The 24,920-nt window shown below is 69.4% G+C and carries 24 protein-coding genes; 15 read left to right on the forward strand and 9 right to left on the reverse strand.

Annotation, left to right across the window (positions count from 1 at the left end):
- The first annotated feature begins 128 nt into the window (after positions 1-128).
- From ABT009_RS32995 to ABT009_RS33005, 3 genes are all read left to right on the forward strand, one after another.
- A complete protein-coding gene (locus ABT009_RS32995) occupies positions 129-1,166 on the forward strand; it encodes a hypothetical protein (protein ID WP_351303360.1) in 1,038 nt (345 codons plus the stop codon).
- A 40-nt stretch (positions 1,167-1,206) separates the two neighbouring features.
- Entirely contained in the window at positions 1,207-1,881 is a 675-nt protein-coding gene (locus ABT009_RS33000; protein ID WP_351303363.1) for an HAD family hydrolase, read from the forward strand.
- A 98-nt stretch (positions 1,882-1,979) separates the two neighbouring features.
- Positions 1,980-2,387, forward strand: a complete 408-nt coding sequence (locus tag ABT009_RS33005) for a DUF6281 family protein (protein ID WP_351303364.1) — start codon at positions 1,980-1,982, stop codon at positions 2,385-2,387.
- 40 nt (positions 2,388-2,427) lie between these two features.
- Here the strand turns inward: ABT009_RS33005 and ABT009_RS33010 are convergent, their stop codons facing one another.
- Together ABT009_RS33010 and ABT009_RS33015 are read right to left on the reverse strand one after the other, a co-directional pair.
- A complete protein-coding gene (locus ABT009_RS33010; protein WP_351303365.1) occupies positions 2,428-3,189 on the reverse strand; it encodes an IclR family transcriptional regulator in 762 nt (253 codons plus the stop codon).
- Entirely contained in the window at positions 3,186-4,787 is a 1,602-nt protein-coding gene (locus ABT009_RS33015; protein ID WP_351303366.1) for an APC family permease, read from the reverse strand. The genes ABT009_RS33010 and ABT009_RS33015 overlap by 4 nt, the downstream gene beginning before the upstream one ends.
- A gap of 259 nt (positions 4,788-5,046) precedes the next feature.
- Between ABT009_RS33015 and ABT009_RS33020 the strand changes: the two genes are divergently transcribed.
- The 6 genes from ABT009_RS33020 to ABT009_RS33045 all read left to right on the forward strand — a co-directional run bounded on the left by ABT009_RS33020 (position 5,047) and on the right by ABT009_RS33045 (position 11,558).
- A complete protein-coding gene (locus tag ABT009_RS33020; protein WP_351303369.1) occupies positions 5,047-6,498 on the forward strand; it encodes an APC family permease in 1,452 nt (483 codons plus the stop codon).
- Positions 6,499-6,567: 69 nt separating this feature from the next.
- Positions 6,568-8,547 carry a primary-amine oxidase gene (locus ABT009_RS33025; RefSeq protein ID WP_351303372.1) on the forward strand — a complete coding sequence of 660 codons (1,980 nt, stop codon included), beginning with the start codon at positions 6,568-6,570 and terminating at the stop codon, positions 8,545-8,547.
- A gap of 68 nt (positions 8,548-8,615) precedes the next feature.
- Complete coding sequence (locus ABT009_RS33030; RefSeq protein ID WP_351303375.1) at positions 8,616-9,158, forward strand: hypothetical protein; 543 nt, start codon at positions 8,616-8,618, stop codon at positions 9,156-9,158.
- Positions 9,159-9,292: 134 nt separating this feature from the next.
- A complete protein-coding gene (locus tag ABT009_RS33035) occupies positions 9,293-10,273 on the forward strand; it encodes a phosphotransferase family protein (protein ID WP_351303520.1) in 981 nt (326 codons plus the stop codon).
- Positions 10,274-10,300: 27 nt separating this feature from the next.
- Entirely contained in the window at positions 10,301-10,816 is a 516-nt protein-coding gene (locus tag ABT009_RS33040) for a GNAT family N-acetyltransferase (protein ID WP_351303378.1), read from the forward strand.
- 49 nt (positions 10,817-10,865) lie between these two features.
- A complete protein-coding gene (locus ABT009_RS33045) occupies positions 10,866-11,558 on the forward strand; it encodes a 2-phosphosulfolactate phosphatase (RefSeq protein WP_351303523.1) in 693 nt (230 codons plus the stop codon).
- A gap of 127 nt (positions 11,559-11,685) precedes the next feature.
- Here ABT009_RS33045 and ABT009_RS33050 read toward each other — a convergent pair whose 3' ends face one another.
- Entirely contained in the window at positions 11,686-13,137 is a 1,452-nt protein-coding gene (locus ABT009_RS33050; RefSeq protein WP_351303381.1) for a hypothetical protein, read from the reverse strand.
- 276 nt (positions 13,138-13,413) lie between these two features.
- A complete protein-coding gene (locus tag ABT009_RS33055; protein WP_502990012.1) occupies positions 13,414-14,121 on the reverse strand; it encodes an SDR family oxidoreductase in 708 nt (235 codons plus the stop codon).
- A gap of 77 nt (positions 14,122-14,198) precedes the next feature.
- On the opposite strand from ABT009_RS33055, the gene ABT009_RS33060 reads away from it, so the two are divergent.
- From ABT009_RS33060 to ABT009_RS33070, 3 genes are all read left to right on the forward strand, one after another.
- Positions 14,199-15,551, forward strand: coding sequence for an MFS transporter (locus ABT009_RS33060; RefSeq protein ID WP_351303386.1), 1,353 nt, complete (start codon positions 14,199-14,201; stop codon positions 15,549-15,551).
- Positions 15,548-16,948: an alpha/beta hydrolase family protein gene (locus ABT009_RS33065; RefSeq protein ID WP_351303389.1), complete on the forward strand. Its 1,401-nt coding sequence runs from the start codon at positions 15,548-15,550 to the stop codon at positions 16,946-16,948. Before ABT009_RS33060 ends, ABT009_RS33065 begins: the two co-directional genes overlap by 4 nt.
- A gap of 70 nt (positions 16,949-17,018) precedes the next feature.
- Positions 17,019-17,852 carry a PaaX family transcriptional regulator gene (locus ABT009_RS33070; RefSeq protein ID WP_502990015.1) on the forward strand — a complete coding sequence of 278 codons (834 nt, stop codon included), beginning with the start codon at positions 17,019-17,021 and terminating at the stop codon, positions 17,850-17,852.
- Positions 17,853-18,194: 342 nt separating this feature from the next.
- Here ABT009_RS33070 and ABT009_RS33075 read toward each other — a convergent pair whose 3' ends face one another.
- Positions 18,195-18,974, reverse strand: a complete 780-nt coding sequence (locus ABT009_RS33075; RefSeq protein WP_351303393.1) for a hypothetical protein — start codon at positions 18,972-18,974, stop codon at positions 18,195-18,197.
- 181 nt (positions 18,975-19,155) lie between these two features.
- Between ABT009_RS33075 and ABT009_RS33080 the strand changes: the two genes are divergently transcribed.
- Positions 19,156-19,503, forward strand: coding sequence for an SCO4225 family membrane protein (locus tag ABT009_RS33080; protein WP_351303396.1), 348 nt, complete (start codon positions 19,156-19,158; stop codon positions 19,501-19,503).
- A gap of 48 nt (positions 19,504-19,551) precedes the next feature.
- On the opposite strand, the gene nadE is transcribed toward ABT009_RS33080, so the two are convergent.
- Together nadE and ABT009_RS33090 are read right to left on the reverse strand one after the other, a co-directional pair.
- Complete coding sequence (gene nadE / locus ABT009_RS33085; protein WP_351303399.1) at positions 19,552-20,382, reverse strand: NAD(+) synthase; 831 nt, start codon at positions 20,380-20,382, stop codon at positions 19,552-19,554.
- Positions 20,383-20,437: 55 nt separating this feature from the next.
- Entirely contained in the window at positions 20,438-21,379 is a 942-nt protein-coding gene (locus ABT009_RS33090) for an SMP-30/gluconolactonase/LRE family protein (RefSeq protein WP_351303402.1), read from the reverse strand.
- Positions 21,380-21,476: 97 nt separating this feature from the next.
- Between ABT009_RS33090 and ABT009_RS33095 the strand changes: the two genes are divergently transcribed.
- Entirely contained in the window at positions 21,477-21,911 is a 435-nt protein-coding gene (locus ABT009_RS33095) for an Lrp/AsnC family transcriptional regulator (protein ID WP_351303526.1), read from the forward strand.
- A 203-nt stretch (positions 21,912-22,114) separates the two neighbouring features.
- Here the strand turns inward: ABT009_RS33095 and ABT009_RS33100 are convergent, their stop codons facing one another.
- Both ABT009_RS33100 and ABT009_RS33105 read right to left on the reverse strand, forming a co-directional pair.
- Positions 22,115-22,873, reverse strand: coding sequence for a 2-phosphosulfolactate phosphatase (locus ABT009_RS33100; RefSeq protein ID WP_351303405.1), 759 nt, complete (start codon positions 22,871-22,873; stop codon positions 22,115-22,117).
- 73 nt (positions 22,874-22,946) lie between these two features.
- A complete protein-coding gene (locus ABT009_RS33105) occupies positions 22,947-23,705 on the reverse strand; it encodes a TetR/AcrR family transcriptional regulator (protein WP_351303408.1) in 759 nt (252 codons plus the stop codon).
- Between the two features lie 106 nt (positions 23,706-23,811).
- Here ABT009_RS33105 and ABT009_RS33110 point away from each other — a divergent pair, with 106 nt between their 5' ends.
- On the forward strand, positions 23,812-24,894 hold the full coding sequence (locus ABT009_RS33110) for an alpha/beta fold hydrolase (RefSeq protein ID WP_351303411.1): 1,083 nt from the start codon (positions 23,812-23,814) through the stop codon (positions 24,892-24,894).
- Positions 24,895-24,920 lie beyond the last annotated feature (26 nt).

The raw sequence follows: 24,920 nt of genomic DNA on the forward strand, positions 1-24,920 counted from the left end.
GGGAACAAAGGCCCCTCTGGGGCCGCGACCGCCGAGTGGGCTCTCAAGTCCGGGCCCACCGATCATGCGGATCAGCCTCCCGATGCGCTTGCTGGACGGCTCGATGGGCGGCCGTAGACTCGCGCGTCATGGAAGAGATCTTCAGGCTCGGCGAGATCAGCTGCCCGTCCGGGAACCTCGTCGTCATCGACGGCGGGCACCTGGGGTTGTGGAGCGGAGAGCGGTCGCCCGCGGAGATCGATCCGACTTCACTGGGCATTGACGACCCGACGATGGCTGCCGATGTCCTCGAAGCCGTCGACTTCGCGGTGGTCGGGCCGAACGCTTCGGCAGCGGTCCGCAGCTTCGGACGGCAGCCAGGCGCCATGCTCCACGACATCCCGGCTTCCAAGGCCGCAGAAGTCGAGGCGATGTTCGCGGAGCATTGCCGAACCGCAGGCTTCGACGCCCGTCTGGAGGCCTTGCCGGGTCGGGAACCACATGCCCAACGGGTGCGCCGGACTTCCGGCGAAGGCGGCGGCAGTTTTCTGATGTTCGGCATTCCCGTCGTCGCCGTGGGCGGCGTGCCCCGCGACCGCCACCTGCCGGTGCTGGCTTCCCGGGTCGACTATGGCGACGGTCTGGGGGCGCGCTGGTCTGAGATGTCGATTCGGGTGAGAGATGCCCCGGTGGAGTCATCAGTGCCGCTGGGTGACATCGGCGTCGACTGGGCGCGGGTGCTCTTCGGTGATGCAGATGCACTGAACGCCTGGCAGCATGACGAGCCTGTGGACGGCTTGGCCGACGTCGCGTTCTGGGGTGCTGCGGCGGACGAAGCCGCCGCGACGTTCGCGGCACCTGAACTGGGCGAGCCCGGGGAGGACGGCATACGCGGGTGGACCGGGTTGGCGATACCGGATGCGATCGACAAGGCCCATGCTCTGCTGAGGTGGAAGGAAGACACCGGACGCCGCATGGCCGTGGACTTCCGGCCGCATTCCCATCACTGGCAGGTCATGCGCCAGATCCGCGCCTCCGAAGTCGAGGCCGGAACCGTGGACATCGGCGACGCCCGGCTGCTCTGCGCGATGACGAGTTGGGGCGACGGGTACTTCCCAGTGTTCGCCGACCTTGATGCGTCGGGCGCCGTTGTCGCGGTGCGGGTGAGCTTCACCGGCGCGCGCTGACATAGCAGTGCGGGCTTGTTGGCGCGTCGCCCGTTCGCGCGTGATCTACTCCGGTGGTATGCCGTTGCTGATGCTGGACCTCGACAACACTCTGGTCGACCGCGATGCGGCGTTCCGGGCCGCCGTCGGGGCGTTCCTGGCGGACCACGGTCTGCCTGACACCGACCTTGCGTGGGTGATGACCGTCGACGCGAGCGGCTATACCGCCCGCCATGATGTGGCCGCGGCCATGGCCGACCGGTACGGAGCTGTGGTGTCCACCACCGCGATCGGCGCCCTTCTGGACACTGGTGCCGCCGATCGCGTCGTGCTGGCGTCCTCCGCACGCGAGGCCCTGCACCGAGCACGGGCCGGCGGCTGGACCTGTGTGATCGTCACCAACGGCCGTATCGCCCAGCAGGAAGCGAAGATCCACAACACCGGACTCGACCGGCTGGTCCACGGCTGGGTGATCTCCGAGGCAGTCGGCCATAAGAAGCCCGAACCGGAGATCTTCCGTGCGGCCGCGCATGCCGTGGGAGGGTCCCTTCCTGGCGCCTGGGTCATCGGCGATTCGCCGCATGCCGACATCGCCGGCGCGAACGCACTCGGCCTTCGAAGCGTGTGGGTCTCGGACGGCCGGCTCTGGGCGCAGCACGCTTACCGGCCCAACCATGTCGCTTACGACGTTGCTTCCGCGGTGAACTGCCTCGTCAACGCTCCTAGCCAGGGCTGACGTTATGAAACGGTGCCCTTGTTCACGTGCACCTGTCCGAACGAAAACGGCATCTACTCCGTCGGTGTCATGAAACCTGACACAGAGGAGGCGTATCGATGAAAGCCGTATTCCGAGTCGGCCAGAGCGGATCCGTGTGGATACTGCTGGCGGCAGCTACCGTCGCGGTGTCCGCCGCCTGCACGTCGTCGAGCGGTGGCGGTGATTCCGCGTCGTCCTGTGAGTTCCTGGTCGAGTACAGGAACCGCACGTACTCGGACGTGGCCAACGTCGACTTCTCAGTCGGCGACAAGCTCGGTACTGCAACCCTTCCGCCGTGCGACGACACACCAAACGACGATGACGACGGGGCGCCAGCGACCTTGACGACCGCCTATGCGGTCGAGGGACTGGACCCCAGCATCGCCATCGCGGTGGGAGACGTACCCGGTGATGCCCGCTTCGTCGCCGTCAAGGCCAACAAGACGCTGCCTCCCGAGGTCAAAAAACTGATCAACGGCTCTTGACGCCGAGTGCGAGGCGCCACTGCGGAGGTGGCTCGCTACCTCAGATCACCAATGCCGCGAGCTGCCGAGCGCAGTCCCGTAGCCGATCGACCAGCGCAGCGCCCGGCTCTCCGGGCCGGGCGAGTGCGCCGATCCGATCGGGAGTGCCGCACACCGCGAGCCCTGCTGCCAGGCGGCCCGTGGTCTCGCTGTGGACGGGCACGGCCAGGCAGGCATGGAGCGGGTCGAGCTCGCACTGCTGCATGGCGACACCGTCGCTGCGGACGCGGACGAGTTCGGCGGCGAGGGCCTCGGGCGTGGTGATGGTGTGCCGTGTCAGCGCGGGCAGTTGGGCGGGCACGGCGTGTGCGTCGGCGAGGAGCAGTTTGCCGAGAGCCGAAGCGTGTGGGTGGCGGGTGAGGAGGGCGGCATCGGTGGGCGGATGATCCGGGTCAGGATCGGTGAAGTCGATGCGGCCGTCCGCGTATCCGGCGAGATGGACGCCGAACCGTACGTGGTCACGCAGCCTGGAGACCACGGCATGCGCGGCGGCCGGCACCGCGGGCACCGGACGCGGCGGTGCGAGCTCGGCGACCTTGCGTCCGAGCGCGAAGCCACGCAGGTCGGGCATCCGTACGAGATATTCCTCCTCGACCAGGAGATTGAGGAGCCGGTACGTCGTCGCGGATGCCAGCCGCAGGGCGGCGGAGATCTCTTTGGCGGTGACGCCGGGACCGGTTGCCGCCACGTGCTGCAGCACGGCCAGTGCACTGCGTATGGCGCGTGGCTGGCGCCCGCTCAGGGCGATCGTGTCACCGCTCACCGTGCCTGCCGGCCGTCGGAGGGCGCAGGCCCGGTATTCGCGGTATGAGGGGGCGGGTGCGGTGCGTCGGCCGGCAGGTGTCGTGCGACGGTCCGTGCGTACGCGGCAAGGCCGCGCACGTCGAGGACGTCACCCGACCTGTGCAGGACGTCGGCCGCGCTCGTCTCGTCGTACACACCGATCGCCCCGACCCGCTCCGGGTCACGTCGGCGGGCCAGCAGGAACCAGACCCATCCCGCACCCATCAGCAGGGCGAAGAGGCCCGGCACCAGCGCATTGCCCGCGGACACGTTTCGCTGGGTGTGGGCGCCGAGGACCAGCAGCAAGGACGGGACGCAGACCGCGGTCGCGGCCACGGGTCCGCGGGTGAGCTCGCCTATGCGGTGCAGAAAGACGGGTGCGGCCAGGCACACCAGGGCGTAGGCCGCGAGGAACCCGTAGGTGCACAGGTTCAGCATCAGGGCGAAGACGGTGCGCAGTTCCAGGCCGGTGGCGAGCAGACCGAGAGGCACCAGGACCAGGACGGGCAGCACCAGGAGGACTGCGATGTGCGGGGTTCCGTGAGTGGGGTGCGTGCTGCCCAGTCGGCGCGGTGTCATGCGTTCGCGCCCCATGGAGAACAGCAGGCGTACCAGGGCGGTGCCCGCGGCCATGGCGCAGGCGAAGAACGAGATGGCGATGCCCAGGTCGAGCAGGACGGGCAGCCGCATCGCGGCGCGGCGGCCGGAGTCGTCGAGCGGGGACAGCACGCCGTCCCCCACCCCTGCCAGCACCTGTGTGTAGGTCGCCAGCAGATACAGAGCGGCGGAGCACACGACGGTCCACCGCACGGCGCGTCCCACGACGAGAAACGGCCGGCGGGCCTCCGCGCCGAGCACGGTCGCGCTCTCGAACCCGATGAACGCGCCGAACGCGGGCAGTGCCCCCGCGACGACCGAGCCGAGTGCCACCGGGCTCGATGAGGGCGGCGCCAGTTGCCGCATGTCGGGATGCAGGCCGTGGCGTATGAGCAGCACGGTGAAGAACGCCAGGGCCAGGACGATCGATGCGGCCTCCAGGCAGAGCGCAAGGCCGGCGGACAACCGCACTCCTCGTACGAGGAAGTACGCGGTGACGGTGCCCGCCGCCAAGAGTGCGAGCGCGACCGGTAGTTGGGGCGGCCAGGCCGTCAGGCCCAGCCGGGCGAACAGCTGCCCTGCATACAGTCCGGCGCCGGTCAGGGCGGCCATCGTCAGCACGCCGTAGCCGATCAGCAGGGCGCATCCGCAGGCGAAGGCCGCGGCCGGGCCCAGGCCTTTCGCCGTGAAGCTGTACAGGGCGCCGGGTGCGGCCATCCGGATCGAGAAAGTGCGTACGCACGCGGTGACCAGCAGCGCGAGGAGCGCGGCGAGCGCCACCGACCACACCGCAGAGGTGCCCGCCTGAGCGGTCACGAGGGCGGGAGTTGTGGCCATCGCGGCGGCCGGGGCGACGGCCGAGACGGACTGGGCGAGCACGGGCAGCGGCCCGAGAGAGCGCCGGTCGAGGCCCGCGACGGGAGAGTTGTCGCGCAGCGGCGGGGGCGACGAGGCCTGTGCGGCTGTACTGGTGGCGCTCATCGCCGTCCTCCTGGATCCTGTCCGGCCCGGATCGCTCGGACAAGATCTGGTGCCGGTGGTGCCGACCGGCACGGTAGGGGCGGCATGTTTCAGCCAAGTGATCAACGCGTCGCGAGGGTGTGTTCCCCGAACGGGAAAACCTGCGCCTGACCTTCCCGTTCGGCATGCCGCGGACCGTGACGGAGGTGTGACGGACCGGCAATCGGAGGCGTTGAGACTGCCGCGCAGGCCAACTCCCGCCGATCACCCTGGAGGCACCGTGAGCAGTACGGCGAGTCCACCACCCCCCGCAGCCGCCGCGACCGACGACAGCATCGCGGCGCGCCCCGGGCTGCGCGGCTCTCTCGGCACCGCTTCGATCGTGCTGATGGTCCTGGCGGCCGCCGCACCGCTGACCGTCGTGGGCGGAGCCGTCCCCCTGGGCATCGCCCTGGGCAACGGCTCCGCGTATCCGGCCGCTTTCGCCGTCTGCTGCGTGGTGCTGCTGCTCTTCGCGGTCGGTTTCTGCGCGATGGCGCAACACGTGCGCCAGGCCGGCGCGTTCTACGCGTACGTCGACAAGGGTCTCGGCCGGCGCGCCGGACTCGGCTCCGCGTTCCTCGCCCTGGTCACCTACACGGCGATCCAGGTGTCGGTGTACGGGTACATCGGTGTCGCCCTCGACGGCCTCGTCCAGTCCTACGGCGGGCCGCACATCCCGTGGTGGGTATGGACCGGTGCCATGATCGCCCTGGTAGGGGTGCTCGGCTACCGGCATGTCGACCTCAGCGGCAAGGTGCTCGGCGCACTGCTGATCGGCGAGGTCGGCATCGTCCTCGCGCTGGACGCAGCCGTCGTGGCCACCGGCGGCGACCACGGTCTGTCCACCGCGCTGGTCACTCCCTCGCAGCTCACCTCCGGATCGCCGGGCGTCGCGGTCACCTTCGCCATCGCCGCGTTCATCGGCTTCGAGGCCACGGCCGTCTTCCGCAGCGAGGCCCGCGACCCCGACCGGACCATTCCGCGCGCCACATATCTGGCCCTCGCGCTCGTGGGCGGCTTCTACACGCTCTCCAGCTGGGCTCTGGTGTCCGCGTGGGGCGATGAGCAGGCGGTGGCAGCCGCCGGCCGCGACCCCGAGGGCATGCTGATGGCGACCGTGAGCCGCTACCTCGGGCCGTTCGCCGAACACCTCGCCCAGGCCCTGTTCGTGACGAGCCTCTTCGCCTGCGTGCTGTCCTTCCACCACGTCATCGCCCGCTATCTGCACTCGCTCGCCGAACGCGAGGCCCTGCCCTCACGGCTCGGCCGCGCCCACCCGCGCCACCACTCGCCGTACACGGCGTCCCTGGTGCAGACGGCGAGCGCCGCAGCGCTGATCGCCGTGTTCACCCTCGCCGGGATGGATCCCATCACCCAGATCTTCACGTGGATGGCGGGCGTGGCCACCGCGGGCGTCGACGTCCTGATGCTGCTCACGTGTGTCGCGGTGCTGGTGTTCTTCCACCGCACGGGAAGCGACACCCGTCCCTGGCACACCCGCTGGGCGCCCGCTCTCGGCGGCCTGGGCCTGGCCGCGCTGCTGACCCTGACGGTCCTCAACTTCCCGCTGCTGATCGGCGGTTCCACCACCCTGGCCGCAGCGCTGCTCGGCGTGCCGGCCGCTTCCTTCGTGGTCGGTGTCGTACGAGAACGGCGGCGCCCCACCGGCGAGGTTCCCGTCCCCGCCTGAGTCCGGGGGTCCTCCCCCCACCGTCCCGACCCCTGACCACCCGCACATCCAGAGATCCAGGAGCATTCCATGACCGTGACCGACACCGCTGCCACCGGGGCCCTCACCGTGCCCCCGCCCGCGCACCCCCTCGCCATGCTCACCGCCGACGAGATACACGCCGCCCGCGCCGTCCTGGACGCGGCCGGGCACCTCGGCGACGGCGTGCGCTTCGTCTCCGTGGTGCCCGAGGAGCCGGCCAAGGCCGAGCTGCTCGCCTTTTCCCCCGGCGGCCTGGTGGACCGGCGACTGCGGATCCTGCTCCTCGACCGGGCGAACGGCGCCTCGTACGACACGATCGTCTCCGTCACGCGCGGCACCGTGGACCGCTTCGAGAAGATCGACACCGCGGTGTCCGGTCAACTTCCCATCCTCGACGAGGAGTTCGAGACCGTTCAGGAGATCCTCGACGCGGACGCCTCCTGGAGGAAGGCGCTGGCCCGCCGGGGCCTGGATGCCTCGACCGTGCGAGCGGTCCCGCTCTCCGCCGGCCACTACGGGTACGAGGGCGAGGCAGGCCGCCGTATCGTCCGCAGCTTCGGATTCCACCAGGACCACGAGCAGGACCACCCCTGGGCCCACCCGGTCGACGGCCTGGTCGCTTACGTCGACCTGACCGCACGCACCGTCGTGCAGGTCATCGACGACGAGCTGGTCCCGGTGCCCGAGGAGCCAGGCAACTTCCAGGACCCCGCGTACACCGGACCGGCCCGCAGCACCCTCAAGCCCATCGAGATCACCCAGCCCGAGGGCGTCAGCTTCACCGTCGAGGACGGGGTCGTCCGCTGGGAGAACTGGACTCTGCGGCTCGGCTTCAACGTCCGCGAAGGCCTGACCCTCCACCAGATCAGTTTCCACGACCGTGAAAAGGGCCGCGACCGGTCCGTCGTGCACCGTGCCTCGATCGCGGAAATGGTCGTCCCGTACGCCGATCCGTCCCCGGTGCGGTTCTGGCAGAACTACTTCGACCAGGGCGAATACCTCTTCGGCCGCTACACCAACTCCCTGGAGCTCGGCTGCGACTGCCTCGGTGAGATCCACTACACGGACGTCGTCGTCGCCGACGAGCACGGCGAGCCGCGGACCATCCGCAACGCGATCTGCATGCACGAGGAGGACTACGGCGTGCTGTGGAAGCACTCCGACCTCTTCGCGGGCTCGAACGAGACCCGCCGCCAGCGCCGCCTGGTGATCTCGTTCTTCACCACCGTCGGGAACTACGACTACGGCTTCTACTGGTACCTCTACCTGGACGGCACCATCGAGTGCGAGTCCAAGGCCACCGGCGTCGTCTTCACGTCCGGGTACCCGGAGCAGGGGCGGGAGTTCGCGACCGAGATCGCCCCCGGCCTGGGCGCACCCTTCCACCAGCACCTCTTCTCCGCCCGGCTGGACATGGCCGTCGACGGGCAGTTCAACGCCGTCGACGAGATCGACGCCGTACGCGTGCCCGTGAGCGACAAGAACCCGCACGGCAACGCCTTCGGACGGCAGGTCACCCGCCTGCGCAGCGAGCAGGCGGCGCAGCGGCAGGCCGACGGCAGCCGGGGCAGGGTCTGGCATGTGGTCAACCCGGAGGTCACCAACCGGCTCGGGCAGTCCGTCGGTTACGCCCTTGTCCCCGAGGGACTGCCGACACTGCTCGCGGACGACTCGGCGTCCGTCACCTCCCGGGCGGCCTTCGCCACCCGCCACCTGTGGGTCACCCGCCACGCAGACGACGAGCGCTACCCGGCGGGCGACCTGGTCAACCAGCACCCGGGCGGCGCGGGACTGCCCGCCTGGACGGCCGCCGACCGGAGCGTCGACGGCGAGGACATCGTGCTGTGGCACACCTTCGGCCTCACCCACTTCCCGCGTCCCGAGGACTGGCCGGTCATGCCGGTCGACTACACGGGCTTCGCCCTCAAGCCGGTCGGCTTCTTCGACCGCAACCCCACCCTCGACGTGCCGCGCAGCAGCAACGGTGGGCACTGCCACGGCGATGAGCAGGCGTCGACGTGCCACTGACGCACACGGCGGTGCACGGCGCAGCGGGTCACGGTTCGGCGGCGCACGGACCGGTGCTACATGGATCCGTGCTGCACGGATCAGCGCTGCACACCGCGCTGATGGCGGTCATGGCCGTACTGGGTGCGGTCTGCGCCCTGGCCGCGCTGTGGTCCGGGCGGCGCGGCAGCGCCGCCCGGTGCTGGCTGCCCCATCTTGTGATGGGGGCCGTCATGGCCGCTGTCTGCCTGCCGAACGCCGGTGCCGTCGTGCCCTGGACGGGCGCGGCGGCGCTGGCCGCGGTGGCGGTGTGGTCGGCGCGGCCGGCCACCCGCCCGGCCACCCTCAGCTGGTACACCTGCACCGACCTGGTGGCGTGCGCTGTGCTGCTCACCCTGACCGCCTGGGCTGCATCCGCACCCGCCGGCCCGGCAGGCCACACCACCCTTCCCGGTGCGGCCGTACCGGTCACCGTCGCTGTCACGCTGGCCTGGGCGGGCGCACGCGCGGCCCTCTTCGCAGGCACCCTGCCGCCCCGTACGCCAGACCGCGACCCACTGGGAGCACGGCTCACCCGGCTGGGCGGCCCTTTCATGGTGCCCCTGATGGGCGTGATGGTGCTGACGGCCTGAAACGGCGCCCCGGAGTCCTGCGTACCGAGCGGCTTCAATTCGGAATAAATGGTTCGGAGTTGAGCGGAGGATCGCGTAGGGTGCCCCAGTCGTCAGGCTGGAAGAGGCAGGTTGTGGACGTGGCGCCCAAGAAAGTGACGCGGGACCAGTTGGCGGGCGCGGCGCGGGCCGCGCTGGGTGGCGGGCGACGGCTGGAGGCGGTCGAGCGGATCGCGGGCGGAACCAGGAAGGGCGTATACCGTCTCACGATGGACGACGCCACGACGGCGATCGCCTATCTGTGGGAGGCATCCGAGAACTACTGGCCGGCGGCCGAGGGTGACGACGACATCGCCGATCCGTTCTCGCCCGGTGTCGGGCTCGATCTCTTCGAGGCCGCGCACGCCCGGCTGGCCGCGCTCGGCCTCCGGGTCCCTGCGGTCCACCTGGTCGACCGCGACCGCACCCACTACCCGGCCGACCTCGCCATCGTCGAGGACTTCCCCGGCGAGAACCTGATGGATCTGCTCGCCCGCGACCCGCACGCCGCGGAGCCGACGATGGCGCGCCTGGCCGACGCCCTGGAGGCGATGCGGCATCACCAGGCGCCCGCCTACGGCAAGGTCGCCCTGATCGACGGAGGAGGGACGTCGCGGGGGACGTCGTGTGAGGCAGCCGTGCTCGGCTTCGCACTGCGCAACCTCGCGGAGGCTGCCTCACGCGACCAGCGGATCGCGGACGCCCGCGACCGGCTGGAAGAGCGGCTGCACGAGCTCGCGGCAGCGGTGCGGCCACGTGCCGAGTACTCGGTCGTCCACGGCGAACTGGGGCTGGACCACGTGCTGGTGGACGCGCACGGCAACCCCGTCTTGATCGACATCGAGGACCTGATGTACTTCGACGTCGAGTGGGAGCACGTGTTCCTGCGGATCCGCCATCACGACAGCGACTACCGGCGGCTGGCGGTGAGCGGACTCAACGAGGACCGGCTCGCCCTCTACATGCTCGCCCAGCGGCTGTCCCTGACGGCGGGTCCGCTGCGGCTGCTCGACGGGGACTTCCCCGACCGGGCTTTCATGCAGGCGGTCGCCGAGCACAATCTGAACGAGGCGCTGGCGCTGGTCGCGGCGGTTTAGGGCCTCCGGGCCGACTGGAGGGGAACCATGGCTGATCGCTGGGTGAGGCTCGAACTCGATGTCGCCACCTTTGATGCGCAGCACTTTGAGAAGTATGTGACGAGGTGTCGGGCCGAGGGTATTCGCCTCACCACTCTTGCCGATTTGAGGGACACGCCGGAACATCGTCGCGCGTTGTACGAGCTGAACAAGGAGTGCTCTGCCGACATCCCGGAACGGGGGGAGTTCTACTCCTTCGACGAGTATGCGGAGCGGCGCTTTGCGATCGCTTCCTACGATCCTCGCGGGGTTGTGATCGCATTGGATGGCGAGGCCTGGATCGGTATGGCGGCAACGTCGAATCACGGGGACTTCGTATTCAACGAGATGACCGGAGTACGAGCCGGTCACCGAGGCCGTGGCATTTCGATCGCCATGAAGACGTTCGGGATGGGATTCGCCAAGGAGTGTGGAGCGAGCAAGGTCCGGACGTTCCATCACCCGGCGAACGCGAGCGCCATAGCCATGAACCGGAGGATGGGATTCGTTGATGCGACCTTCTGAGGCGAGTCCCATTCAGCCCACCCAAGGCCCAGCAGGACATGGGGGCGAGATGAAGCATCACTTCGTTGGTATCGGAGAGTTGACGGAGACCCCCCGTGTGGCAATCGTGATCGACGTGATGCGCGCTTTCACCGTGGCCGCCTGGGCCTTCGCGCGCGGCGCCGAGAGAATTGTCCTGGCCTCGTCGGAGAGCGAGGCCCTGGCCCTGAAGCAGGGACATTCGGGCTGGCTCGCCTTGAAGGACGGTCCTCTGGCCGACGGCTTCGACGCGGTCAACTCACCCGGGCTGATCGCGTCCGCCGATCTGGCCGGTCGCACGGTGGTTCAGAAGACCGGGGCGGGGACTGTGGGTGCCCTGGCTGTCGCGAGCGCGCCGCTGGTCCTGTGCGCGAGTTTCGTGGTGGCGGGCGCGACAGCGCGGTTCCTTCGAACCAGAGGTACTGGTTCGGTGACGTTCGTTGTCACGGGCGAGGACGGACGGGCCGAGGAGGACCTGGCGTGCGCCCAGTACATCAGCCGACGTACCGCGGGAAATGGCGTCGAGGTAGCCCCGTATCTCCGCCGTGCAAGGGCTTCCCAGGCGGCAGCGAATCTGGCCGAGGGACTGCGGCGTGGATATCAGGGAATTCATGCGGACGACGTCGAGCTCTGCCTGGAGGCCGACAGGTTCTCCTTCGCGATGGTGGCAAGCCGGGAGGAGAATCTGACGGTGCTGCGTTCCATTGCCGTGACCGGTCACTGAGCAGGGGCCCATCAGCACGCCGTCATCACGTCGAACTCCGCCGGTGACATCGTGCCAAGTCACAATTCCGGGGACCCGGCGATGCGCCACGAATACCGGGCACCCCGGCCTTTCCGCGCACCGACGTTCACTTCCTCAGCAGACCCAGCTCCCGCAGCCTGTAGTGGCGGATGCCGTCGGTGCGCAATCCGTCCGCGCCGCCTCGGAACACCCAGAAACCGCCGCGTTGGTAGCTCGAGCCGTTGAACGTGGCGCCGGTCAGCAGGTCCATGCAGCCGTCCCGTTCGCCGTCGAGGAGCTGCAGGTCGGCCCCGAACCTGGTCCTGTCGGCCGCGCCTCGGAGGTTCTCGTCGTTGTACGAGATGCGCTGCAGGGAGCGCATTCTCGCGCCGTCCTGCGTCGCCTTGATCGTCGACACCAGGATCTGCCGCGTGGTGCCGAACCTGCCGGTCCCGAGGGTGGACACGGCCTCGGCCCGTCCGTCACCGGTGATGTCGCCGGTGACCATGGAGTCGCCCATGCGGTCGAAGCGCAGTCTGTGGAGCCCGGGGCGGAAGCCGTCCGGGCCGCCGCGCAGCATCCGCCTGGAACCGCCCTCCGAGGTCGAGGCGGAAAGCAGAGTGTCCGCGTAGCCGTCCGCGTCGTAGTCCGTTCCGGTCTCGACGTTCGCGCTGTACGTGCCGGAGGGCGACTCGGCCTCGACCATGCCGTCCTCGGGGGTGCCGCGGAACCAGCGCAGAGGGTGGAGGATGCCGCCCTCGTCCTCGTCCTCGGGGTCGTCTGTCTCGGTGGCGAGGAGCAGGTCGGTGCGGCCGTCGCCGTCGATGTCGGCGGGCTGCAGCGAGGAGTAGTAGCTGAGGTCAGGAGTGGGACTCACGGTGATGGTGCGGGTCGAGGCGGGGCGGCCGTCGGGGCCGAACGGGCCGTAGAGGATCTGGCCGATCGATCCCGCTGCCGTGTCCGGGATCGGGGCGAGCACATCGGCCCGGTCGTCGCCGTTGAAGTCACCGATCGCGGTGGGATCGGACTCCGTGTGCGGCGTCCCGTCCGGGTACGGGACGGCGATCGGCTTGGTGCCGAGCCCGTTCGGGCCGCCCCGGAAGAGGACCATCGAGCGGGTGTACTTGTCGCCGTACTCGTTCTCCGGGATGCGCTGCTCGGCGAGCACATCGGTATAGCCGTCGGCGTCCAGGTCGGCGACGTAGGTGTGGACGAACCCCTCCTTCCATTTACTACGGGAGCCCGGCGGGAGTACGCCGTCGGTGAGTGGGCGGCCGGTGGGACGCAGTCCGCCCTTGCCGCCCATGAAGACCGCGAGCGGACCGATGGCGCCTCGGCTCAGCACGACGGGCGGGGTGCCCTTGACGGTGGCCGGGTCGCCGCGCACCACTCCAATTGCGTCGGGATAGCCGTCGTTGTCGAAGTCCGCCGGGCGGTCCCAACTCTTCGAGGGTTTAGGTGAGTCGGCGGTACCCGAGGTGCACCCGGCGCCAGCACTTCCCGTATCGCCGCCGGTACCGCAGGCGGACACGGTGAGCACGAGCGCGGCGCCTATGACTGCCGCTCTGATCGACCTCATGCGGGCCGATTATGCGTCATGTCCCGGTTATCCGATGGGCCGTTTCCGCAACCGGTGGGCCGGTGCGGTGTGCCGTCGCCTCGCACAGGCCGTGGGTACCGCCGGGCGACGGCTTACGTAACCGGCCGGCGCCACCAGCTTCTCGGCCCGGTGGCGGGGGTCGTGCTGTCGGTTCCCGCGCCGGCCGCGGCCACGAAGTGGCCGATGGTGGCCGCCTGGCGCCATGGAACGTTCCCGTGCCACGCGGGTACGTCCCGTGTGGCGTGGCCGAGCGAACTATCGGCCCATGGAGAGGTTTGCCCCGCCGGTGCAGTCCAGGACGACGCCCGTCATGAAGGCGTTGGCGGCCAGGGCGTGCACGGCCTGGGCTATGTCGTCGGGCCGGCCGACGCGGCCCACAGGGGTGACGGCGGCCAGCCCGTCGAAGAGTGCGCGGCGCTGTTCGGCGGGCACGTGGTCCCACCACGCGGTGTCGACGACGCCCGGCGACACGGCATTGACCCGCAGCGGCGCCAGTTCTGCGGCGAGGGGTGCAACCATCGCCTCCAGCGCGCCGTTGACAGCGGCGAGTCCGGCCGTGCCGGGGAAGGCCGCGCGGGCGGAGGCGGCGGTCACGAGCGTCACGGACGCGTCCTCGCGCAGCCGCGGCAGGGCGGCCTGCAGGATGCGCACGTACGGCCAGAACTTGCCGTCGAACCCGGCTGCCAGGTCCTTCAAATCCAGCTCGGCGAGCGGTCCGCCGCCCGCGGAGCCGCTCAGTGCCAGTACGAGGTGGTCCACCGGGCCTGAGCCCTCGAAGAAGGCGTCGACGTCCGCCGGTACGGAGCCGTCCATGCGGTGCGCCGTCACGTGGCCGCCGATCCGCTCGACGGCCTTGTCCAGTCGGTCCTGGTGGCGTCCGGTGATGACCACCTCTGCGCCGTCCGCCGCGAAGCGTGCGGCCGAGGCCTCACCGATGCCGGAGCTACCGCCCACAGGAGGCAATGTTGTGCACTTTATTGACGATGGTGACGCAGGAGCCTAAGTTCGCGGTGTCCTTCCCCCGGTCAAGGGAGACCGCGATGCCCACGTCCCCCGTCGCATCACCGTCCACAACCCCCGAACGAACCCGGCAACTGCGCCGGGTCGCTCTCTCCGGACTCCTCGGCACCGCCGTCGAGTTCTACGACTTCCTCGTCTACGGAACCGTCGCCGCCCTCGTCTTCGGCGAACTGTTCTTCCCCGGCGCCGATCCCGCCGTAGGCACCATCGCCGCGTTCGGCACCTTCGCCGCCGGCTATGTCGCCCGCCCGCTCGGCGGCATCCTCTTCGGGCACTTCGGCGACCGGCTCGGCCGCAAGTCCATGCTGCTGCTCACCATGGGCCTGATGGGCGGCGCCAGCTTCCTCATCGGCCTGCTGCCCACATACGACACGATCGGCGTGTGGGCGCCGGTCCTGCTGATCACCCTGCGCGTCGTGCAGGGCATCGCCATCGGCGGTGAATGGGGCGGTGCCACCCTGATGGTCGTCGAGCACGCCGGGGAGCGGCGCCGCGGCCTGTGGTCCAGCTTCACGCAGATGGGAGCCCCGCTCGGCTCCCTGCTCTCCACCGCCGTCGTCACGTTCGTCGTCACCCTGCCCAAGGACGAGTTCGCGGCCTGGGGCTGGCGCGTACCGTTCCTGCTGAGCGTGGTGCTGCTCGGCGTCGGACTCTTCGTACGGCTCAAGGTCGTGGAGAGCCCGCTCTTCGCCGAGGTGAAGAAGGACCGCGCCGAGTCGCGGCTACCGATCCTCGACGTGCTGCGGCACCCGCGTCCCGTGCTGCTGGCCTGCTGCGTCGGCATCGGAGCCTTCACCGCCCAGTCACTGCTGACCAGCTACATGATCGCGTACGCCACCGGCATCGGCTACGCACGCCCGCAGGTCCTCACCGCGCTGACCGTCTCCGCGTCCGTCGCCCTCGTCGTACTGCCCTGCGCCTCCGCGCTCTCCGACCGGATCGGCCGCCGCCCGGTCGTCCTCGCCGGAGCCCTCGCCTCGGCGGCGCTCGCCTTCCCCGTCCTCGCGCTGGTCGACTCGAAGTCGCCCGGGCTGCTGATCCTCGCCGTCGTCCTCGGACACGGCATCGCCCAGTCCATGATGTACGGCCCGCTGGGCGCCCTGCTCACCGAGATGTTCGGCACCCGGGTCCGCTACACCGGCGCCTCCCTCGGCTACCAGGGCGCCACCCTCGTCGGCGCCGGCTTCTCCCCCATGATCGCGGGAAGCCTGGTGGCGGGGAGCGGGGGCGGCACCCCCGTCGCCCTGCTGATCTGCGGGGGCTCCCTCGTCACCGCGCTGACCGTCTGGTTCGTGCGCGAGACCAGCCGGACGTCCCTTGCCGACACCGCCGAACGCGCCACCGCCCCCCACACGGAAGAGATCTCTGCATGACGACCGGCACCCGTGCCCGCACCGCACGTCGTACCGCCTGCGCGGCAGCCCTCCTGCTCGCCGTCACTGCTTCACCCCCGTCGGCCGCGGCGGCCACGGCGGACACGGCCCACGTGGAGGGCCAACTGCCCTCCGGCGCGACGTACATGATGGATGTGCCCGACGGGTGGAACGGCACCGTCCTGCTCTACAGCCACGGCTACACCCAGGCTGGCGCGCCCAACCCCGCCCAGGACGCCCCGGACGACGCCACGAAGGCCCTCCTGCTCGAGAAGGGCTACGCGCTCATCGGCTCCTCGTACGCCACCACAGGCTGGGCGGTGACGGACGCGGTACCCGATCAGCTCGCCACCCTCTCCGCCTTCACCGACCGCTTCGGCACCGCCCGCCGCACCATCGCCTGGGGCAGGTCGTACGGCGGACTGGTCACCACCGCCATCGCCGAACGCCATCCGGACCGGATCGACGGTTCGGTGTCCATGTGCGGCCTCGTCCACGGCGGCGTCGCCAACTGGAACAACACTCTCGACCCCGTCTTCGCCCTCAAGACGCTCCTCGCACCCGACTCCGACGTCCCCCTGACCGATCTGCCCGACCAGGCGGCCGCCACCAGCGCGGCGAACGCCCTGACGGCCGTGGTCGACTCGGCGCAGTCGACGGCCGCCGGGCGGGCCCGGATCGCCCTGGCCGCGGCCCTGCACAACATCCCGGTCTGGAACCAGCCGACGCAGACCCGGCCCGCCGCGACCGACTGGGACGGACAGCAGGCCAACCAGTACGAGGCCGTCAAGGGCCTGCTGAAGATCGCCGCCTTCAACCGGCGGCAGGAGGCCGAGGTCCGGGCGGGCGGCAACATGTCCTGGAACACCGGAGTCGACTACGCGAAGCTGCTCGGCCAGTCCTCCGTACGCAAGGAGGTCACCGAGCTGTACGAGAAGGCCGGGCTCTCCCTGCGTGCCGACCTGGCCACCCTGAACCGCGCTCCGCGCACCAGCGCCGATCCGGCCGCCGTCGCGTGGATGAGCCGCACCAGCTCCTTCTCCGGCAGGCTGACCAGACCGCAGTTCGACATCCACACCATCGGCGACGCCCTCGTCCCTGTCCAGACCGAGAGCGCCCTGCGCCGGGCGGTCACCGCCGCCGGTTCCGCGCCTCTCCTCCGTCAGGCGTACGTCGACAACGCCGGACACTGCACCTTCAGCCCCGCCGAACAGCTCGCCGCCCTGCACACCCTGGAGGACCGCCTCACCACCGGCAGCTGGCACGGCACCGACCCCGAGGCCCTCAACTCCCGTGCCGCGGCAGCCGATCCCTCGACCCCGGCCCGCTACGTCCCCTACCGCCCCACCCCGTACCTGCGGCCGTACGACCTTGCCCACCCCACCGACGGCCAGTGACGCCGTACGGCCGCCCGCCGCACCGACGACTGGCGGCCGTACGCTAGCCACCGTGGAAGACGACGACATCATGAACGCCACGGACACCCCTGACGGCCCGCAGCCGCGCCCGCAGTCGCTCATGCTCGCCTTCTTCGGCAACCACGTCCTGGAAGAGGGCGACCTGTGCGTCTACTCGGGCAGCATCATCGACGTGCTCGGCCGCGTCGGGGTGGGTGAACAGGCCGTACGCTCCACGCTGACCCGCATGGTCAACCGGGGCCTGCTGCGGCGCCAACGGGAGGGCCGCAGGATGTACTTCGGCCTGACCCCGCAGGCGACGCGCGTCCTACAGGACGGCCGCACCCGTATCTGGCAGCAGGGTGCCGTCAACGACGACTGGGACGGCTCCTGGACGCTGCTGGGCTTCTCCCTCCCCGACTCCTGGAAGCGCCAGCGCCACGACCTGCGCTCGCGGCTCGCCTGGTCCGGATTCGGCGCGCTGTACAGCGGACTGTGGATCGCCCCCGGAAATATCGACGTCGCCGCCGTCGCATCCGAACTCGGACTGTCCGCCCACGTCAAGATCTTCCACGCCCAGGCGGACGAGGCCACCGACATCGAGCTGATGATCCGCGACACCTGGGACCTGGAGAGCATCGCCGCCCGCTACGTCACCTTCGACAAGCGCTGGACCGCCCACCTGGGCGCGGGATCCGGAGACGACCCGATCGGGACGCGCCTACGCCTGGTCAGCGAATGGCTCGGGACCATCCGCACCGACCCCCGGCTCCCCGCCCGGCACCTTCCCCCCGACTGGCCGGCCCGCCCCGCCCAAGAGACCTTCCGGCGCGTCGCCGAACAGACCGCGAAGCCCGCACAGCGAATGGCCCGCGAACTGCTGGAGACCGCCCGGCTGCGGTAAGGCTGGATACATCGTCGGATGCCTGGCCGGCACAGGCTCACCAGTTGGATTAGCCAACCGTAGTGATGCTGTGGCAGGGTGTGACGCGCACGCCCGGCGCCCAGGCGACGTCGGGCACCCTCCCCGGCCAGGTCTTACCGGCCTGACCGGCCAGCGTCCGGAGGGACGTGTCACGCGGGCCGACGGCTTTGCCCATCGGCACCAGGGCACGAAGACGATTGGCGACATGGGGCGGTTTTACACGCTCTGGTCCTGTGTAACCCATGGGATCGCTAAGCCATTCAGAGACGCTCGATACTGCCCGGTGTCGCTCTGGGGAAGGATCCGCCTTGTCGTGATGGGTCACGAAGCGGGTCCATCGCTCTGTCTGTCCGGCAACTGCTGCCACATGGATTCCGCGACGGCGCTGGCGCGCCGGAGTTGATGAGCGGTCAGGCGTCGTACGTCCCAGATCAGCTCGGCCACGCCCGCCGCTACCGGCTCCGGCGCCGGGGGCCCGCCGGAAAGTGCGACGCCGGTCAGAGCGACCAAGTCGTTGGCGGGGATACCCAGCACGGTGGAGAAGTCGACCAGGAGCTCAGGCGTCAACGGTGTGCGGCCGTGGCCCACCATCCCGTATGTGGAAGCGGACCAATACCGCCCAGTGACGAGTAGGAATGTCTGAGCTATGCCTGTCCAGCCAAGGTTCCGATTCCTGAGCATGCGCAGCAGCAGGGCGCCGGGGCCCGCCGGGTACTGCTCATGTACCGGCGGCCTGGGAGGAGGCTGCGCACGCTCCGCCTGCGGCAGCGACGCCACGAGCCGGCGCAAGTCGCTCCGCTTTTGCGTCGGCAGGAGCATGGCATGCCGTACGAGGCGGGGAACACATTTTCCGGCCGCCGTGTCTACGGGGGCAAGATCGTCGGGTACCGCGCCCCCCGCGATCGCAAAGAGGTCTGCCGCATGCAGACGCAGTGCGGGCGCAAGCTGCCGGAGTAACGACGGGCTCGGCACCCCGCCGCGAAGCACCATCTGCAGCTCCGACTCGGCGACTTCGGCCAGCCCGGCCAGGGCCGCGATGCCCAGCTTCCTGCGATCTGACAACCGCGCCAACAGGATGTCGAAGCCCGCGTCCCCCGCCACTCGACCAGCCTAGCCCCGTGATCAGTGTCCGACGGAGCCTTTGTTACACGGTGGCTGGTCATTTGATGGCGTCTCGAGCAGGGCGCCGCGGCCGGCCGGGCTGAGCTGAGTACGGGTACTCACGACACTGCCATGGTTCCGCCCGACGATGGGGACACACGACGCCCCAAGGGGAGAACCGATGAATGGTCGCCCGACACGCACCCTCGTACGCCTGATGTTCGGCAACCCCGCCTCGGCGGTCTACCTCGGACTGGTCGGCGCCGCCGTCGGGATCTCCGCGACCGAACCGCTGTGGTCGGAGAACGGGGGCGACTCGTTGATCTGGGTGTGGCCGGCGCTCTTCACCTGCCCCGCCTTCTTCTTCGTCCTACCGATCGGCGAGGCGGTGTGGGGCACGGAAGCGCCTGCGTGGTTCTTCATCGGCGGGATCATCATTTCCGCCCTGGTCCAGTCCCTGGCCCTCGGGGTGTGCCTGAAGGCCCTTCGCGGCTGGCGCCGACGGCCCACCCGTCCTTACGGCGGCTGAACCGCTCCGGCGCGCGATCTTCGATGCAGACCCACGACGACGCCGCGTTCAGGGGGCGATCGGCAGCTGTCGCTTGTGTTCCGTGAGCCGGTAGCGGCGGACGACAGCCACGAAGGCGGCCTCATCGACCGGCTTGCCTTCCAGCAGGTCGTCGATGTCGTCGTAGGTGACGCCGAGCGCCTCCTCGTCGGGCCTGCCCGGGTTCAGTGTCTCCAGGTCTGCGGTCGGGGTCTTCTGAATCAGCGCGGACGGCGCACCCAGAGCCTGCGCCATGGTCCGTACACGCCGCTTGGTGAGGCCGGTGAGCGGAACCACATCGGCCGTGCCGTCGCCGAACTTGGTGAAGAAGCCGGAGACCGCCTCGGCAGCGTGGTCGGTGCCCACAACCAGGCCATCGTTCGCGCCCGCTACCGCGTACTGAGCGATCATGCGCTGCCGGGCCTTGATGTTGCCGTGCACGAAGTCCTGGTGGTGCGCGTCGCGGAAGACCGTGCCGCCGGCCAGCACCGCCTCCAGCGCGGCGTCGCTGGCGGGCTTCACATCGACGGTCAGGATCTGGTCGGGCCGGATGAACTCCAGCGCCAGCTGCGCGTCCTTCTCGTCAGCCTGGGCGCCGTACGGTAGCCGCATCGCGAAGAACGTCGATTCACTCCCGGCGGCACGGACGCGCTCGACCGCGAGCTGGCACAGCCGGCCCGCGGTCATGGAGTCCACACCGCCGCTGATGCCCAGCACCAACGAGCGCAGGCCCGTGGAGGTCAGCTGGTCGGCGAGGAAGGCCACCCGGCGCTCGATCTCCTGCCGTACGTCGAAGGACGCGCTCACCTGGAGATCCCGGGCGATCTCCTGCTGCAGGGATATGGACGCCAGGTCGGTCACGGTTGCTCCTCGGTCGGGCTGTCTGGGCCTCGGGTGTCGATCTTGTTCTCGTGATTTACGGGCAGGCTTGGTTCTGGCGGGCGGTCGGCAGCGGTGGGGTGCCGGTGACAGACATGACGACGGAGTAGAGCGTGGTGTCGGCAGCGATGAACATGCGGTTTCGTTTGGCGCCGCCGAAGCGGATGTTGGCGACGACGTCGGGGACCAGGAGGCGGCCGAGGAGTGTGCCGTCCGGGTCGTAGCAGTGCACGCCGCCGTCCATGGCGGCGGCCCAGAGCCGGCCGTCGTCGTCGAAGCGGATGTTGTCGAAGTTGCCGATCGCGCACTCGGTGAAGATCTCGCCGCCGGTGAGGGTGCCGTTCTCGTGGACGGTGAAGACGCGGATGTGGTTGGCCCGGCTGTCCGAGACGTACAGCCGGCGCTCGTCGAGGGAGAAGACGAGGCCGTTGGGGCCGCGGAAGCCGTCGGCGACCAGCCGCACTTCGCCGCTGCTGGGATCTACGCGATAGACGTTGCAGGCGCCGATCTCGCTCTCGGCACGGTGGCCCTCGTAGTCGCTGGTGATCCCGAAGTCGGGGTCGGAGAACCAGATCGAGCCGTCGGACTTCACGGCGGCGTCGTTCGGGCTGTTGAACCGCTTGCCCTGGAAGCGGTCGGCGATCACGGTGATCGAGCCGTCGTGTTCGGTGCGGGTGACGCGGCGGTTGCCCTGCTCACAGGTGATCAGGCGGCCCTCGCTGTCCAGGGTGTTGCCGTTGGGGTGACCGGCGGGTGAGCGGAAGACGCCGACCGTCCCGGTGGTCTCGTCCCAGCGGAGCAAGCGGTCGTTGGGGATGTCGCTCCACACCAGGTACCGCCCAGCGGGGACGTAGACGGGACCCTCGGCCCAGCGGCAGCCCTCAAAAAGGGTCTCCAGCTTCGAGTCGCCCGCGTTGCACCTGCCCGTGCGGAACCGCTCATCGAGGATCTCGTACAACTGCGGTCGCTCGCCGAGCATGTTGCCACCCTCACCATCGAACCGAATGTTGAGCCAACAAACCCAAACTATGCAGAATGAGATTCGACAGATCAAGCTCTTCTCCGAAGGAGATCCGTTGGACGACGTCGATCGACAGTTGCTTGTCCTCCTCCAGCAGGACGCTTTGAAGCCGTATGCGGTGCTGGGGCAGGCCGTTGGACTGTCCGCAGGGGCAACACATGAACGGGTGCGCAAGCTACGTGAGCGAGGCGTCATCCGCCGGACAGCCATCGATGTCGATCCCGAAGCGATCGGACGGGGTGTGCTCGCCTTCGTCATGGTGGACTCGACGAAGTGGGTCGGTGACTCCGGTGACCAGTTCGCGGCCATTCCGGAGATCCAGGAAGCCCACGTCATCGCCGGCAGCGCTTCGGTCCTGGTCAAGGTCAGGACCTCGACGACGGAGCAACTCCAGGACGTACTGCGCCGTATCTACGCAATCGAAGGAGTCAGCGGCACTCAGGCCACCGTTGTGCTCGAGACCTTCTTCGAGCGCCCTGTTACTCCGTAGCACCCGGCCGGGCGGAAACGGCACCCGTGGTCCCGCAGGCTCATTACGCGGCCGGCTCGTGACGCTTCAGGCGTATGCCGCATTCGAAGCGGGCTCCGGCACAGACCAAGGCGACGAGGTGTGGTGCGTTCATCGCGCGCGGGCGGCTGGACCGCATGCTGCTGGCTGCAGGTTGCGGCCGGTTGCCTCCCCTTGCTCATACGTCATCCAGCGGCTGCGAAGGCTCCGCCGGTGAGTACGGGAACCACCGTGCAGGCGTCCATCTCAGTCGCGACGGCAACATCCTCGGCAAAACCTCCCTCAGCAAGTTCCCGACCAGAGGAACTGGCCGTGACCGCCGCACTCACATCGGGAGTCCCGGCAAAGGCCCCGGCCGCCATGGCGGCCTCCGGGGAGAGAGTGCCGGCCCCGTGCTCCCGCAGCGAGGTGATCACCGCTCCCGCACCGAGCAGGTCCTCAAGCGCGGGGCGCAGGCTGCCGTCGGGCCAACGCTCCCCCGCGGCGATCACCCCGACAGGGTGCTCCGCGGTCCCATATCCGTTATTGGCGAGCCACCGGCCGACGGCGGTTCCGTTCCGCAACGAGGCCGCGACCACGACGGACCCACGGGCCACCGCTGCTATGGCTGATCCATTGGGCGACGGCAGTACGAGCCGTGGAGTGAAGGGAGCGCGTCGCAAAGCGGCCGGAGACAGCGACCACGGTGATACCGGGGTGGCCTTTCGGCGCCCCACGGCCAAGACGGCGTCCATCCGGTCGGCGAACGCCGCAGCGGTCTCATCACGCCAGCGGTACGGGAAGACCCGTATCCCGGACTCGGCCGCGACCGTCACCGCGGTGGTGAACGAGAGCACATCGACGACCACCAGGCACGCGACTTCTGGTGCGAGGCGTTCCGCGCCGACGGGACCCCATTCAAAACGCGTCCCATGTCCTGCTTGCAGAAACCAGTTGTCGCCCATGGCCAACGATCATCCCAGCAGCTGATGAAGCCGAGCCGGCGACCACCTGCCTGCGTCAACCGAGCCGGTCACTTCAGGACGAGACCCCGTCGGTACGGGCGATCAGCGCCTGGACGCCGTCGAGGATCCGGTCGAGGCCGAACTCGAGCGGGTCGATCGCGGCGGGGGCGAAGGCGCCGTCGGCGATGGCACGGGTCAGCGCGGGGAAGCGGTCGGCGTGCCGGTCGAGCAGTTCGTCGGTGAGGCGGTTCCACTCCCGACTGTGGTCCTCGTCGAAGTCGAGCAGCTGCTGGGCGAGGTTGCGTACCAGCCCGACGACGAGGAGGAAGACCTGGTGCCGCTGGGCCGCCGTCAGGCCGGTCGGTTCCAGGGCTGCGAGTGCCGCGTCCAGCCAGGCGAGCTGGTTGGGGCCCATGACCTGGCGGCGCATCGCGGTGGCCGCCAGACCCCAGGGGTGGGCCTGATAGACCTTCCAGCACTGGTGGGCCCATTCCCGTACTTGGTCCCGCCAATCGCTTCCTGCAGAGGACAGGTCGGGGGCTTCGGCGAGGACGGACTCGACCATGAGGTCGACGAGTTCGGATTTGCCGGGCACGTAGCGGTACAGCGCCATCGCCGAGACGCCGAACTCGGCGGCGACCTTGTTCATCGAGACGGCGTCCAGTCCCTCGGCGTCTGCGAGGGCCACGGCGGCCGAGGCGATGCGGTGAGGGGTGAGGCTGGGCTTGGGGCCGCGGGTCGGCTGGTCCTGTTCGCCCCACAACAGCGCGAGGGTTCCCCGCAGATCGCGTGTCTTCTCCTTGGCCTTGTTGGCCTTGGCGTCCTTGGCCATGTCGGTCCCCTATCGGCAGCGGTCTGCGAGGGCCTGTTGACGCCCACCCCAACTGTATATACCGTAAGCGATACCGCTTATGGCGTAAACAGTTTAGGGGGATTCCATGATCGGCACTATCGTCACCGCCACAGCCACGACCCTCCTCGCCGGCCCAGCCGCCGGCCTGCTGGGCTACCGGCAGCTCAAGCGGGCGGCCCACACCAAGCAGCTGCGCATCACGACGACGGGAGGCATCGACGAGTCCGGCCTCGTCCGCATCGGCGGCATCGACCAGTGGATCTCGGTCCGCGGGGACGACCTCAGCAACCCGGTGATCCTGGAGATCCACGGCGGCCCCGGCGCATCCAACCTGGTCTTCGCCCCGCGCACCCGCGCCTGGGAGCGGCACTTCACCATCTTGCGCTGGGACATGCGCGGCGCCGGCAAGACCTTCGGCCACGGCGGCCCGGCCGGGCAGGGCGAGATGACCCTCGAACGACTCCACCGGGATGCCGTCGAAGTGACCGAGCACGTCCGCGCCCGGCTCGGCGTCGACAAGGTCCTGCTGGTGGCCAACTCCCTCGGCACCGTGCTCGGCCTCCGTCTGGCCCGCAGCCACCCCGAGCTGTACTCCGCGTACGTCGGCACCGACCAGAACATCATCGCGGGCGGACGCGACCGCTCGGCCTACGACGCCCTGGTTGCCCGCCTCCAGAAGGCGGGCAGGCGCAAGGAGCTCGCCGCCGTCACCGCGATGGGCCGCGACGCCTCGGCCTGGAGCACGCACCAGTGGTCGGAGTTCAACAAGCTCGCCGTCACCTCCGACCCGCTCACCTACGACACCATGAAGGCCGTGGTGATCCGCTCGCTGTGGTTCTCACCCCTGCACACGCTTCGCGAACTGCGACACTACCTGAAGGGCATGAACTTCTCGGAGCAGATCGGACCTGAGGCCATGACCATCGACGAGTGGGCCGAAGGCACCGCGTTCCAGATCCCGTTCTTCGTCTTCCAGGGCGACAGCGACGTACTCACCCCGCCCGAGCCGGCCAGGTCCTTCTTCGACGCTGCGACCGCCCCGGCCAAGGATTTCGCGCTCATCGAAGGCGCCAGCCACTTCGCGTCCTTCCGGCACCCCGACCAGTTCCTCGACCTGATGCTCGCCAAGGTCCGCCCGGTGATCACCGGCGAGCCGATCACCCGGTAGAGACGCGAGGTCTCCGAGCCGGGCCA

This window comes from Streptomyces sp. NPDC002896, assembly GCF_040295225.1.
GTDB lineage: Bacteria > Actinomycetota > Actinomycetes > Streptomycetales > Streptomycetaceae > Streptomyces.

Bases quoted from the DNA above. Each gene is read 5' to 3' on its own strand.
- ABT009_RS32995 (WP_351303360.1), top strand. From the start codon at position 129: ATGGAAGAGATCTTCAGGCTCGGCGAGATCAGCTGCCCGTCCGGGAAC.
- ABT009_RS33005 (WP_351303364.1), top strand. From the start codon at position 1,980: ATGAAAGCCGTATTCCGAGTCGGCCAGAGCGGATCCGTGTGGATACTG.
- ABT009_RS33015 (WP_351303366.1), bottom strand. From the start codon at position 4,787: ATGAGCGCCACCAGTACAGCCGCACAGGCCTCGTCGCCCCCGCCGCTG.
- ABT009_RS33025 (WP_351303372.1), top strand. From the start codon at position 6,568: ATGACCGTGACCGACACCGCTGCCACCGGGGCCCTCACCGTGCCCCCG.
- ABT009_RS33040 (WP_351303378.1), top strand. From the start codon at position 10,301: ATGGCTGATCGCTGGGTGAGGCTCGAACTCGATGTCGCCACCTTTGAT.
- ABT009_RS33045 (WP_351303523.1), top strand. From the start codon at position 10,866: ATGAAGCATCACTTCGTTGGTATCGGAGAGTTGACGGAGACCCCCCGT.
- ABT009_RS33050 (WP_351303381.1), bottom strand. From the start codon at position 13,137: ATGAGGTCGATCAGAGCGGCAGTCATAGGCGCCGCGCTCGTGCTCACC.
- ABT009_RS33060 (WP_351303386.1), top strand. From the start codon at position 14,199: ATGCCCACGTCCCCCGTCGCATCACCGTCCACAACCCCCGAACGAACC.
- ABT009_RS33065 (WP_351303389.1), top strand. From the start codon at position 15,548: ATGACGACCGGCACCCGTGCCCGCACCGCACGTCGTACCGCCTGCGCG.
- ABT009_RS33070 (WP_502990015.1), top strand. From the start codon at position 17,019: ATGAACGCCACGGACACCCCTGACGGCCCGCAGCCGCGCCCGCAGTCG.
- ABT009_RS33080 (WP_351303396.1), top strand. From the start codon at position 19,156: ATGAATGGTCGCCCGACACGCACCCTCGTACGCCTGATGTTCGGCAAC.
- ABT009_RS33090 (WP_351303402.1), bottom strand. From the start codon at position 21,379: ATGCTCGGCGAGCGACCGCAGTTGTACGAGATCCTCGATGAGCGGTTC.
- ABT009_RS33100 (WP_351303405.1), bottom strand. From the start codon at position 22,873: ATGGGCGACAACTGGTTTCTGCAAGCAGGACATGGGACGCGTTTTGAA.
- ABT009_RS33105 (WP_351303408.1), bottom strand. From the start codon at position 23,705: ATGGCCAAGGACGCCAAGGCCAACAAGGCCAAGGAGAAGACACGCGAT.
- ABT009_RS33110 (WP_351303411.1), top strand. From the start codon at position 23,812: ATGATCGGCACTATCGTCACCGCCACAGCCACGACCCTCCTCGCCGGC.